Below are 11,798 nucleotides of genomic sequence, written 5' to 3' on the forward strand. Positions count from 1 at the left end.
CAGCGACATAGGCGACGACGCCCCAGCTTCCTGACCTGTTCCAGACAATTCGGCGCCGATCCTGAGGATAGGCGCCCAACCGAAGGAACAAAACCATGGAAGTCATTCTTCTCGAACGTGTTTCCCGCCTCGGCCAGATGGGCGACACCGTCAAGGTCAAGGACGGGTTCGCCCGCAATTTCCTGTTGCCGCAGGGCAAGGCGCTGCGCGCCAACGAAGGTAACAAGAAGAAGTTCGAGGGACAGCGGGCCCAGCTCGAAGCCCGCAACCTGGAGCGCAAATCCGAGGCCGCGCAGATTGCAGAAAAGCTCGACGGCAAGAGCTTCATCGCCGTGCGCTCGGCCGGCGAAACCGGTCAGCTTTATGGTTCGGTCTCGACGCGCGACATCGCCGAGCTGGTGACGGCGGAAGGTTTTTCGGTCAACCGCAACCAGATCCTGCTCAACCAGCCAATCAAGACCATCGGCGTCACCAATGTGGCGATCGCGCTGCACCCGGAAGTCGAGGTTACCATCACGCTCAACATTGCCCGCACGGCCGACGAAGCCGAGCGCCAGGCCAAGGGCGAAACACTGACCACCGCCGAAGCCATCTACGGCGAGGACATCAACGATAATGCGCGGCCGGAAAACTTCTTCGATCCGAATGCGGAGTTCGAAGGCGGCGAAGACAACGGCTGATCGTCATTCGTCGGCATTCGCCGGCTAATCGCTATTCTGGACCAATGCCCGGGCCTCGTACCCGGGCATTTTTATGCCAAATGGAACTTTTCGAACCCCTATATCTTGATGCAGAATAGGACAGCATGTCTGGCCGAGAGGGGACAATTGGTCATGAATATTCTGCTGAAACGCGTTCTCGACCGCCTGGTCCGCATAGGCAATCTCAAGGTGACAGGGCCGCAAGGCTCGATGGTGACTTTCGGTGACGGCAGCGGCGAGCCGGTGCACATGCACATCAAGACAAGGCATGCCGAGCGCGCAATAACCTTCGATCCGATGCTGGCGGTGCCGGAAGCCTACATGGACGGTGAACTCGACATTCTCGAGGGCGGCGTGCTGGGGGTGATGCGGATTGCGTTCCAGAACATGGGCAGCGGCGGTATCGATGCCACCTGGTCGAAGGCGATCGAAGGTCTGCGCCACGCCTTCCGGCGCCTGCAGCAGATCAACACGGCGTCGCGGGCGCGCCGCAACGTGCAGCGCCATTACGATCTGTCGGGCGACCTCTACCGCCTCTTCCTCGATGAGGACATGCAATATTCCTGCGCCTATTTCGAGCAGCCGGACATGACGCTCGACGAGGCACAAGCGGCCAAGAAGCGCCATATCGCCGCCAAGCTCAGGCTGAAGGCCGGCCAGACGGTTCTTGATATCGGCTCCGGCTGGGGTGGGCTTGGGCTCTATCTAGCCAAGGCGTTCGACGTCGACGTGCAAGGCGTGACGCTGTCGACCGAGCAGCACGGCGTCGCCACCGACCGCGCCCATGCGCAAGGCCTGCAAAACCGGGTGCATTTCGACATCAAGGACTATCGCGAGCTCAATGAGCGTTTCGACCGCATCGTCTCGGTCGGCATGTTCGAGCATGTCGGCGTCAATCATTTCCGCACCTTCTTCGACAAGTCGGCGACGCTGCTGAAGCCGGACGGCGTCATGCTGCTGCACACGATCGGCCGCTCCGGCGTGCCGTGGGCAACCAGCGCCTTCATCCGCAAGTACATCTTCCCGGGCGGCTACATCCCGTCGCTATCCGAAGTGATGCCGGCCATCGAAAAATCGGGGCTCGTCGTCACCGATATCGAGGTTCTGCGGCTGCATTATGCCGAGACACTGAAGCATTGGGGCGAGCGCTTCGCGGCCAACCGCGACAAGGCCAAGGCGATTTATGACGAGCGCTTCTGCCGCATGTGGGAGTTCTATCTTGCCGCCTCGGAAGCTGCCTTCCGCTGGCAGGATCTGGTGATCTTCCAGATCCAGATTGCCAAGAAGAACGACACGCTGCCGATGACGCGCGACTACATGGCCAGTTGCGAGAAGGCGCTGGAGATGCGCGATCTTGGACGTCGTGAAAAGGCTTCTGCGGCCAAGCCCACTCGCCGCCGCAAGGTGGCGGATCCGGAGTAGACTGCCTGCGATTGCACCATTGCCGCTTGCCATTGCCGGCCGGCACGCTGAAAAGGGTCCCGTCAACGCGGGACCTTTTTTCATGACCTACCTCCTCTACGTCGCCGCCGCACTTGCCGAGATCGCCGGCTGCTTTTCGTTCTGGGCGTGGTGGCGGCTGGACAAGTCGCCGCTGTGGTTGGCGCCCGGTCTCGTCTCGCTCGTGCTATTCGCGTGGCTGCTGGCGCTGGTCGACACCAGCGCGGCGGGCCGGGCCTATGCCGCCTATGGCGGCATCTACATTGCCGCCTCGCTGGCCTGGCTGTGGCTGGCGGAAGGCGTGCACCCCGACCGCTGGGATCTTGCCGGTGCCGCGATCTGCATCGTTGGCGCCTCGGTCATTCTGCTCGTACCTCGGACTGCCTAAGCGATGGAACTGCCCATCCCGCTTAGACAAGGCGTCGAGCGCCTTCTCGAACAGGTGCCGTTGCCGATGCTTAAGCAAGCGGCAAAGACGCTGTCGGACCGCTACCGCGCCGAGTTGCGCGACGGTCGCCTGCACATGGCCGAAGACATGGCGGTGAAGGCCTATCTGGCAACGCGGCTACCGGCGACCTATGCGGCCGTTCGCGCCAGCCTCGATGCGGTGGGCGAGTCTCGGCCCGACTATGCTCCGAAGACCTTGCTCGATGTCGGCGCCGGCCCTGGCACGGTGCTTTGGGCCACAATCAATCTCTGGCCGGATCTCGAACAGGCGGTGCTACTCGAGGCCGGCGCCGCGGTACGAAGGGTCGGCGAAGCACTTGCCGCGGATGCGATCACGGCCAAGACCGCCTGGCGGACCGGCGACATCACCGACCTGGTCGATCTGGAGCCGGCCGAGCTGGTGACTTCAGCCTATGTGCTGGATGAGATCGCGCCGGCATCGCTGGCAAAACTCGTCGACCGGCTCTGGCAGCTGACCGCAGACACGCTGCTGGTGGTCGAGCCGGGCACGCCGGCCGGCTGGCAGCGTATTCTTGCCGTGCGGCGGCAGCTGATCGAGGCGGGCGCGCACGTGCTTGCGCCCTGCCCGCATGAGGCGCCCTGTCCGCTCGTCGCCCCCGACTGGTGCCATTTCGCCCGCCGCGTCGCCCGCTCGCGCCTACACCGTCTGGCCAAGGATGCCGAGGTGCCGTGGGAGGACGAGAAATTCATCTTTGTCGCGGCCTCCCGCCATCCGGCCGCTCCGCCTCGGGCGCGAGTGATCGCACCGCCGAAGTCGGGCTCCGGCAAGGTCTTGCTGAAGCTTTGCGAACAGGATGGGGGTGCTGCCGAGCGACTGTTCACCAAGCGCGACGGCGAGACGTTCAAGGCCGCGCGGCGACTGGATTGGGGTGATGCCTTGCCGGAATGACCGGCAGCTATTTTCCTGTTTTGTTCTCGCCTGAGAACGGCTAGGCTCGCCATCTTGATTCGAGTCAATCGAGATTCTTTCCACCGAAAGATCCTGGCTGTGAATCGCGGGCATCAAAGTTGGTTGGTTGGGGACTGATGCAGATAAGTCATCACCGACTTGTCTCGTTCTGATATCGAGAGACGGGGATCAGGACCGGGGACATCATGGCAGAGGCAGCACGAAAATTCGGCGTGGCGGAAACACCGCTCTATCGCGAGGCGCCGAACAACATCGAGGCCGAGCAGGCGCTGCTCGGCGCCATACTGGTCAACAACGATGCCTTCTACCGCGTCTCCGACTTCCTGAAGCCCGGCCATTTCTACGAGCCGCTGCATAGAAAGATCTTCGAGGTCGCGGCCGAACTCATCCGCATGGGCAAGATCGCGACGCCGATCACGCTGAAGACCTTCCTGCCGGCCGACGAGAAGGTCGGCGACATGACGGTGGCGCAATATGTCGTGCGGTTGGCGGTCGAGGCCGTCACCGTCGTCAACGCCACCGACTATGGCCGCGCCATCTACGATCTGGCGACGCGGCGCGCGCTAATCACTGTCGGCGAGGACATGGTCAACATCGCCTATGACGCGCCGGTCGACATGTCGCCCTCCGACCAGATCGAGGATGCCGAGCGGCGCCTGTTCGAATTGGCCGAAACCGGCCGCTACGATGGCGGCTTCGAGAGCTTCACCGATGCCGTCAAGACCGCCGTCGACATGGCCAATGCGGCTTATATGCGCGACGGGCATTTGTCGGGCGTTGCTACCGGCTTGCGCGATCTCGACCGCCGCATGGGCGGCCTTCAGTCGTCCGACCTGATCATCATTGCCGGCCGCCCCGGCATGGGCAAGACGTCGCTCGCCACCAATATCGCCTTCAACATCGCCGAGGCCTATGTCCCGGCGCAGCAGGCGGACGGCTCGTTCAAGGCGGCCAACGGCGGCGTCGTCGGTTTCTTTTCGCTCGAAATGTCATCCGAACAGCTGGCCACCCGCATTATTTCCGAACAGACGGAAATCCCGTCGTCGAAAATCCGGCGCGGCGAGATCAGCGAGATGGATTTCGAAAAGCTGGTCGCCTGCTCGCAGACAATGCAGAAAATCCCGCTGTTCATCGACCAGACCGGCGGCATTTCCATCGCTCAGCTGTCGGCCCGCGCGCGTCGCCTGAAGCGCCAGCGCGGCCTCGACGTCATCGTTATCGACTATATCCAGCTGATGCAGGGATCGAGCGCGAAATCCTCGCAAAACCGCGTCCAGGAAATCACCGAGATCACCACCGGCCTCAAGGCACTAGCCAAGGAGCTGGCGGTGCCGATCATCGCGCTGTCGCAGCTGTCGCGCCAGGTCGAGAGCCGCGACGACAAGCGCCCGCAGCTTTCGGATCTGCGCGAATCGGGCTCCATCGAGCAGGACGCCGACGTGGTGCTGTTCGTCTACCGCGAGGAATATTATCTGAAGAACCGCGAGCCGAAGCCGGGCACCGACGAATACATCAAATGGGAACACGAGATGAACGAGATGCGCGGCAAGGCCGAGGTCATCGTCGCCAAACAGCGCCACGGCCCAACGGGATCGGTCAGCCTCGCCTTCCAGGGCGAATTCACCCGCTTCTCGGACCTTGCGGAAGAGCATCATTTGCCGGATCGGTTCGAGTGACCTCTTGATACAGGTCTCATTCCTTCGCACCCCCCTCTGTCCTGCCGGACATCTCCCCCTCAAGGGGGGAGATCGGATGTCGTTTCGGCTTTCGGCAATCGTCAATGCTGCTAGATGTACGGCAATATCGGAGCTGCCAATCTCCCCCCTTGAGGGGGAGATGTCCGGCAGGACAGAGGGGGGCGCTGTCCCGCCGACCTGTCTTTCAATTGCCGCAGGCCGCGCCTGATGGCCAAATCCCGCATTCAGTTCATCTGCCAGAATTGCGGTTCGGTGCATCAACGCTGGGCCGGCAAATGCGATGCCTGCGGCGAGTGGAACACGCTGGTCGAGGAAGGCACGTCAGGCGGCATAGGTTCCGGCCCGGCCAATACGCGCAATTCACGCAAGGGCCGCGCGGTGGTGCTGACCAGCCTCTCCGGCGACATCGAGGACGCGCCGCGCATCGTCTCCGGCATCGGCGAACTCGACCGCGCCACCGGCGGCGGCTTCGTGCGCGGCTCGGCGCTGCTGGTCGGCGGCGATCCCGGCATCGGCAAGTCGACGCTGCTCACCCAGGCCGCGGCCGCGCTGGCGGCAAAGGGCCACCGCATCGTCTATGTCTCGGGCGAAGAGGCGGTCGCGCAGATCAGGCTGCGCGCCCAGCGGCTCGGCGTCGCCGACACCCCGGTCGAGCTCGCCGCCGCAACCAATGTCGAGGACATCCTCGCCACCATCGCCGATGGTAAGCGGCCGGATCTGGTCATTCTCGATTCGATCCAGACGCTGTGGACCGATATGGCCGATTCGGCGCCCGGCACGGTGACCCAGGTGCGTGCCGCCGCCCAGGCGATGATCCGCTACGCAAAATCCACAGGGGCGGCGATCGTTCTGGTCGGCCACGTCACCAAGGAGGGCCAGATCGCCGGACCGCGCGTCGTCGAGCACATGGTCGACGCGGTGCTCTATTTCGAGGGCGAAGGCGGCCACCACTACCGCATCCTGCGCACGGTCAAGAATCGCTTCGGGCCAACCGATGAGATCGGTGTCTTCGAAATGTCGGACAAGGGCTTGCGGGAAGTCGCCAACCCGTCCGAGCTTTTCCTCGGTGAGCGCCATGCGAAGTCGCCGGGTGCCGCGGTTTTCGCCGGCATGGAAGGCACACGGCCGGTGCTGGTCGAGATCCAGGCGCTGGTGGCGCCATCGACGCTGGGCACACCGCGCCGCGCCGTCGTCGGCTGGGACGGTGCCCGGCTGTCGATGATCCTGGCGGTTCTGGAAGCCCATTGCGGCGTCCGCTTCGGCACGCACGACGTCTATCTCAACGTTGCCGGCGGCTACCGCATTTCGGAGCCGGCGGCCGACCTGGCAGTGGCGGCGGCACTGGTTTCCTCGCTCACCGGTCTTGCCCTTCCCGCCGATTGCGTCTATTTCGGCGAAATCAGCCTTTCGGGTGCGGTGAGGCCGGTTGCGCATGCGCAGCTGCGCCTCAAGGAAGCCGAAAAGCTGGGTTTCGGACGCGCGGTTCTGCCCTTGGGCAGCGAGGAACTTGTTGGTGGCAATGGGGTCGGGGGGATCGGAGCCGGCGCTTTCCAGCCCACCGAGCTTGCCGATCTCGTGGCGCGCATAGCCGGCTCTCGGCGCAGCCGCGCCGACGAGCAAGAGTGATGCGGCTCGTCGAGTCGTGAAAAAGAGATCGGAGTGGGGCGAAAAACATGCCGATTACGCTGCTTGACGGAATTCTCGTCGGCTTCACCCTGGTCTCGGCGATGCTCGCTATGGTTCGCGGCTTTTCGCGCGAGATCCTGTCGATCATCTCCTGGGCAGCCGCCGCGGCCGCCGCCTTCTTCTTCTACAAGCCGGTGCTGCCTTACATTCAGCCCTATGTCGACAATGAAAAGGCCGCCATGGCGGCGGCCGCCGGTATCGTCTTCATTGTCGCGCTGATCGTCGTTTCGGTCATCACCATGAAGCTCGCCGACTGGATCATCGATTCCAGGATCGGCGCGCTCGATCGTACACTTGGCTTCCTCTATGGCGCGGCGCGCGGCATCCTGGTCGTCGCTGTCGCGCTGCTTTTCTTCAATTGGCTGGCCGGCGCCAAGGCTCCAGGCTGGATTGCCAACGCCAAGTCAAAGCCGTTGCTCGAATCGATCGGCGCCAAGCTCGAAAGCCTGCTGCCCGAGGATCCGGAAAACGCCATCCTCAACAAGCTCAATCCGAATCAGCCGGCCACCGAGACGCCTCTGGCCCCCGACGCGCCTGCAGCGGAAGCCCCTGCCGCCGGCGACGACGCCACTGCTCCGGCACCCGACGACAGCGATGCGCCGCCGGCCGACAATGCGCCCGCGACGCCGGCACCTGCAAACCCGGCGCCGGCAAACTGATTTCGACAGACTTGCGAGGCTCAAGACTGTCGATCATGTGAACGCCGCACGACGTGCGTTGCTTTCGATGCGCTATGACCTTATATGGCGACTTTAGCGGAGCTTGAGCCCCAATGGCAGCCTCAGTGGCAGACGCAGACGACGTGCTTTCCGCCGAAGCCGACGACCATTTCCACGACGAATGCGGCGTGTTCGGCATTTTCGGCCGGCAGGACGCCGCAGCCATCGTAACGCTCGGTCTGCATGCGTTGCAGCATCGGGGCCAGGAAGCGGCCGGCATCGTTTCCTATGACGGCACCCAATTCCATGTCGAACGCCATGTCGGCCTGATCGGCGACACCTTTACCAAGCAGCGTGTCATCGACAGCCTGCAAGGCAACCGTGCCATCGGCCACACACGCTATGCCACCACCGGCGGCGCCGGTCTGCGCAATATCCAGCCTTTCTTCGCCGAACTTGCCGATGGCGGCTTTGCCGTCGCCCATAACGGCAATCTCACCAACGCCATGACCGTTCAGCGCGCCCTGCAGAAGCAAGGCGCCATCTTCTCTTCCACCTCCGACACCGAAACGCTCCTGCACCTGGTTGCCACCAGCAAGGAGCGCGACCTGAATTCGCGCTTCATCGATGCGGTGCGCCAAGTCGAAGGCGCCTTCTCGCTGGTGGCGATGACGTCCAAGAAGATGATCGGGTGCCGCGACCCGCTCGGCATCCGCCCGCTGGTGCTCGGCGATCTCGACGGCGCCTGGATTCTCGCCTCCGAGACCTGCGCGCTCGATATTATCGGTGCGCGTTTCGTGCGCGACCTGAAGCCCGGCGAAATGGTCGTCGTCACCAGCAAGGGCATCGAAAGCCTGTTCCCGTTCGAGCCGCAGAAGACCCGCTTCTGCATCTTCGAATATGTCTATTTCGCGCGGCCGGATTCGTCGGTCGAAGGCCGCAACGTCTATGAAGTGCGCAAGCGCATCGGCGCCGAGCTGGCGCAGGAAAGTCCGGTCGAGGCCGACATCGTCGTGCCGGTGCCGGATTCGGGCACGCCGGCGGCGATCGGCTTTTCGCAGGCCGCGGGCATTCCGTTCGAGCTCGGCATCATCCGCAATCACTATGTTGGCCGCACCTTCATCCAGCCCGGCGATTCGATCCGCCACATGGGTGTCAAGCTCAAGCACAACGCCAACCGCCGCATGATCGAAGGCAAGCGCGTGGTGCTGGTGGACGATTCGATCGTGCGCGGCACCACCAGCCAGAAGATCGTCCAGATGGTGCGCGATGCCGGCGCCAAGGAAGTGCATATGCGCATCGCTTCGCCGCCGACGCGCGCCTCCTGCTTTTACGGCGTCGACACACCGGAAAAGTCGAAGCTGCTGGCGTCGCGCATGTCGGTGGAGGAGATGGCCGAGTTCATCCGCGTCGATTCGCTCGGCTTCCTGTCGATCGACGGGCTCTACCGCGCCGTCGGCGAGGCCGGCCGCGACAACGAGCAGCCGCAATTCTGCGACGCCTGCTTCACCGGCCAGTATCCGACCCGGCTTGCTGACTTCGAAGGCTCTGACAATGTGCGCACGCTGTCGCTGTTAGCGGCCGGCGGGTCGTAGGCCTTGCCGGTCCGTTTGTCTCCCTCCCCTTAGCCCCTCACGGCGGTTTCACCTTGCCTGTCGGAATCCATCGTATGAGCCTTGACCTCTCCGGCCGCGTTGCGGTCGTCACCGGCGCCTCGCGCGGTATCGGCTATTTCATCGCCAGGGAGCTTGCCGCGGCCGGTGCGCATGTGATTGCGGTTGCTCGCACCGTCGGCGGGTTGGAAGAACTCGACGACCAGATCAAGGCAGGTGGCGGACAGGCGACGCTGGTACCGCTCGATCTTGCCGACATGGCGGGGATCGACCGGCTGGGCGGCGCCATCCACGAGCGCTGGGGCAAGCTCGACATACTGGTCGCCAACGCCGCTGTGCTCGGCGTCATCGCCCCGATCGGCCATGTCGAGGCCAAGACCTTCGAGAAGGTGATGACCATCAACGTCACCGCAACATGGCGGCTGATCCGCTCGGTCGACCCGCTGCTCAGGCTTTCCGATGCCGGCCGTGCTATCGTGCTGAGCTCCAGCCTTGCCCACTCCGCACGCGCCTTCTGGGCGCCTTATGCGGCGTCGAAGGCGGCGGTCGAGGCCATGACGCGTTCATGGGCGCATGAGACCGAAAACCTGCCGCTCAGGGTCAATGCCGCCGATCCCGGGGCAACGCGCACCGCGATGCGGGCGCAGGCCGTACCCGGCGAGGATCCTGAAACACTGCCGCACCCTTCGGAGATCGCCAAGCGTATCGTGCCGCTGGCCAGCCCTACGCTCAAGGAGACCGGGCTGATCTTCCAGGCCAAGCACAATCGCTTTGTCGCCTACCGGCAGCCGGAGTAGCCACACATCGCATTTTGCCGGAAGAATTGCTCCGGCACCAACGTTGTTCGGGTGCCACAATTCGAGAAACGGAGGACCATATGCGGAGACTGCTTCTCTTGACTGCCACCGCGCTGCTTGCAGTGATCGGCGCCGCGTCGTCGCAGGAAGCAACGATGAGCTTTTTCGTCACCAGCATCGGCTCCGGCAAAGGCGCCGATCTCGGCGGTCTCGCCGGCGCCGACGCCCATTGTAGTTCACTGGCCGAAGCCGCGGGCGTTACCGGCAAGACATGGCGCGCCTATCTCTCGACCAGCGATACCGATGCACGCGAACGTATCGGCAAAGGCCCGTGGTTCAACGCCAAGGGCGTCAAGATCGCCGATGATGTCGCTTCCCTGCATAGCGATGCCAACGCCATCACCAAACAGACGGCACTCGACGAAAAGGGCCAAATGGTCAACGGCCGCGGCGACACGCCCAACCGGCACGACGTGTTGACCGGCTCCAAGCCGGATGGCACGAAAATAGCCGACCAGACCTGCGGCGACTGGACGCTGAGCGGAGCAGAAGGTGTGGCGATGATGGGTCATCACGATCGTACCGGCCTCGATGATTCGGCAGCCGCCAAATCATGGAATTCCTCGCATGCGTCACGCGGTGGCTGCAGCCAGGAAGCGCTGAAGGGCACCGGCGGCGACGGCCTGTTCTATTGTTTTGCGGTGAACTGAACCAAAACGACCCGACGTCACGTGGCTGTGATGCCGTGGCTTAACGCCGCGCTTTGGCCCAGCTTTCGCCCCTGGGCCGGAGTTGCTAGGATCGTGCGACTCCCAAAACAAGCAGAGCGAGGAAATACTCATGGCGGCACCGAGCGTAGCGTTAGTCTGGTATCTGGTGATCGCCGGCCCGCAAGGCGGCATGGTCGTGCTGCCCAGCACATTCGACACCCGCGAACAGTGCGCCTTCGCCATAACCGAATACCAGAAGCAACCGACGCCGGCCGGCTGGTCGGTGCAGTGCGTGCCGAGCGCCTCGCCCTTCGCCGACGAGGGCGACGCCGAGGAGCCGTCGGCGCAGTAGGACAGCGTGATCTCCCCCCTTGAGGGGGAGATCGTCAGCGTCGCGCGCTTACCGTCAGTTCCGGCTTCTGGCTGATGGTCTGGAACACGACGCAGTAGCGCTCGGTCAGCTTGAGCAGCGCATCGATGCGCTCCTGCGGCTCGTCGGTGTCGAGGCCAAATGTCAGCCGGATGGCGCGGAAGCCAACCGGCGCATCCTTTGCCACGCCAAGCGTGCCGCGAAAGTCTAGGTCGCCTTCGGCTTCGACCGTGGCGGCCCCAAGCTTGAATTCCAGCGCCGTCGCTACCGCCTTCAGCGTGACGCCGGCGCAAGCCACCAGTGCCTCCAGCAGCATGTCGCCGGAGCAGAGTTCGTGCCCGGTGCCGCCGGTCGCCGGATGCAGCCCGGCAATGGCGATCGCCCTGCCTGTCTCGACCTTGCAGGCGATCGATTGGTCGTCGATCGAGCCTTTGGCGCGGAGAGTAATCAGCGCGCGCGAGGCGTCGTCGCGATAGGCCACCTTCAGCGGCGCCTGCATGGCCTTCAATGCGATCGCATCCATTTCGTTTCTCTCCCATAGTTGCCTGGCTTCGCTGCCTAACGGCGATGCCGCCTGCCCAAACGCAAGTCTCCACTGGCGTAGCGCTTGGCAGGGTTTCGCCCGTATAACCTGACGATACGGGAGTTGTGTGCGTCAAGTTCTGCAAAATGGCGTGGCATTGCGGTGACGTCGGCGTGTCCGCAGCGCAGCCCCCGTGTTTAGCGGAGCGGCGGACACATGACGGT

The 11,798-nt window shown here is 63.6% G+C and carries 12 protein-coding genes; 11 read left to right on the forward strand and 1 reads right to left on the reverse strand.

From position 1 onward, the window contains the following. The first annotated feature begins 95 nt into the window (after positions 1 to 95). The 11 genes from rplI to NKI18_RS30935 all read left to right on the forward strand — a co-directional run bounded on the left by rplI (position 96) and on the right by NKI18_RS30935 (position 11,033). Complete coding sequence (rplI, locus tag NKI18_RS30885; RefSeq protein WP_352621242.1) at positions 96 to 680, forward strand: 50S ribosomal protein L9; 585 nt, start codon at positions 96 to 98, stop codon at positions 678 to 680. 153 nt (positions 681 to 833) lie between these two features. Then, positions 834 to 2,123, forward strand: a complete 1,290-nt coding sequence (locus NKI18_RS30890) for a cyclopropane fatty acid synthase (RefSeq protein ID WP_352454398.1) — start codon at positions 834 to 836, stop codon at positions 2,121 to 2,123. Between the two features lie 82 nt (positions 2,124 to 2,205). Continuing rightward, the gene (locus NKI18_RS30895; protein ID WP_352501849.1) at positions 2,206 to 2,529 is read left to right on the forward strand and encodes a YnfA family protein; all 324 of its coding nucleotides are present in this window, start codon (positions 2,206 to 2,208) and stop codon (positions 2,527 to 2,529) included. A gap of 3 nt (positions 2,530 to 2,532) precedes the next feature. After that, on the forward strand, positions 2,533 to 3,498 hold the full coding sequence (locus NKI18_RS30900) for a small ribosomal subunit Rsm22 family protein (RefSeq protein ID WP_352621240.1): 966 nt from the start codon (positions 2,533 to 2,535) through the stop codon (positions 3,496 to 3,498). Positions 3,499 to 3,704: 206 nt separating this feature from the next. Continuing rightward, the gene (locus NKI18_RS30905; RefSeq protein ID WP_023677714.1) at positions 3,705 to 5,195 is read left to right on the forward strand and encodes a replicative DNA helicase; all 1,491 of its coding nucleotides are present in this window, start codon (positions 3,705 to 3,707) and stop codon (positions 5,193 to 5,195) included. A gap of 228 nt (positions 5,196 to 5,423) precedes the next feature. Beyond that, entirely contained in the window at positions 5,424 to 6,842 is a 1,419-nt protein-coding gene (radA, locus tag NKI18_RS30910) for a DNA repair protein RadA (RefSeq protein WP_352621237.1), read from the forward strand. Between the two features lie 47 nt (positions 6,843 to 6,889). Beyond that, complete coding sequence (locus NKI18_RS30915; RefSeq protein ID WP_023677716.1) at positions 6,890 to 7,561, forward strand: CvpA family protein; 672 nt, start codon at positions 6,890 to 6,892, stop codon at positions 7,559 to 7,561. A gap of 125 nt (positions 7,562 to 7,686) precedes the next feature. Beyond that, entirely contained in the window at positions 7,687 to 9,156 is a 1,470-nt protein-coding gene (purF, locus tag NKI18_RS30920; protein WP_023677717.1) for an amidophosphoribosyltransferase, read from the forward strand. A gap of 74 nt (positions 9,157 to 9,230) precedes the next feature. Continuing rightward, positions 9,231 to 9,971 carry an SDR family NAD(P)-dependent oxidoreductase gene (locus tag NKI18_RS30925; RefSeq protein WP_254820236.1) on the forward strand — a complete coding sequence of 247 codons (741 nt, stop codon included), beginning with the start codon at positions 9,231 to 9,233 and terminating at the stop codon, positions 9,969 to 9,971. An 80-nt stretch (positions 9,972 to 10,051) separates the two neighbouring features. Further along, positions 10,052 to 10,681: a hypothetical protein gene (locus NKI18_RS30930; RefSeq protein ID WP_352621235.1), complete on the forward strand. Its 630-nt coding sequence runs from the start codon at positions 10,052 to 10,054 to the stop codon at positions 10,679 to 10,681. 130 nt (positions 10,682 to 10,811) lie between these two features. Beyond that, a complete protein-coding gene (locus NKI18_RS30935; protein ID WP_254820234.1) occupies positions 10,812 to 11,033 on the forward strand; it encodes a hypothetical protein in 222 nt (73 codons plus the stop codon). Positions 11,034 to 11,067: 34 nt separating this feature from the next. Here NKI18_RS30935 and NKI18_RS30940 read toward each other — a convergent pair whose 3' ends face one another. Next, a complete protein-coding gene (locus tag NKI18_RS30940; protein ID WP_352621233.1) occupies positions 11,068 to 11,574 on the reverse strand; it encodes an OsmC family protein in 507 nt (168 codons plus the stop codon). Positions 11,575 to 11,798 lie beyond the last annotated feature (224 nt).

The sequence above is a fragment of the Mesorhizobium sp. M0800 genome (assembly GCF_040320095.1).
Classification (GTDB): Bacteria; Pseudomonadota; Alphaproteobacteria; order Rhizobiales; family Rhizobiaceae; genus Mesorhizobium.

Bases quoted from the DNA above. Each gene is read 5' to 3' on its own strand.
- rplI (WP_352621242.1), top strand. From the start codon at position 96: ATGGAAGTCATTCTTCTCGAACGTGTTTCCCGCCTCGGCCAGATGGGC.
- NKI18_RS30890 (WP_352454398.1), top strand. From the start codon at position 834: ATGAATATTCTGCTGAAACGCGTTCTCGACCGCCTGGTCCGCATAGGC.
- NKI18_RS30895 (WP_352501849.1), top strand. From the start codon at position 2,206: ATGACCTACCTCCTCTACGTCGCCGCCGCACTTGCCGAGATCGCCGGC.
- NKI18_RS30900 (WP_352621240.1), top strand. From the start codon at position 2,533: ATGGAACTGCCCATCCCGCTTAGACAAGGCGTCGAGCGCCTTCTCGAA.
- NKI18_RS30905 (WP_023677714.1), top strand. From the start codon at position 3,705: ATGGCAGAGGCAGCACGAAAATTCGGCGTGGCGGAAACACCGCTCTAT.
- radA (WP_352621237.1), top strand. From the start codon at position 5,424: ATGGCCAAATCCCGCATTCAGTTCATCTGCCAGAATTGCGGTTCGGTG.
- NKI18_RS30915 (WP_023677716.1), top strand. From the start codon at position 6,890: ATGCCGATTACGCTGCTTGACGGAATTCTCGTCGGCTTCACCCTGGTC.
- NKI18_RS30925 (WP_254820236.1), top strand. From the start codon at position 9,231: ATGAGCCTTGACCTCTCCGGCCGCGTTGCGGTCGTCACCGGCGCCTCG.
- NKI18_RS30930 (WP_352621235.1), top strand. From the start codon at position 10,052: ATGCGGAGACTGCTTCTCTTGACTGCCACCGCGCTGCTTGCAGTGATC.
- NKI18_RS30935 (WP_254820234.1), top strand. From the start codon at position 10,812: ATGGCGGCACCGAGCGTAGCGTTAGTCTGGTATCTGGTGATCGCCGGC.
- NKI18_RS30940 (WP_352621233.1), bottom strand. From the start codon at position 11,574: ATGGATGCGATCGCATTGAAGGCCATGCAGGCGCCGCTGAAGGTGGCC.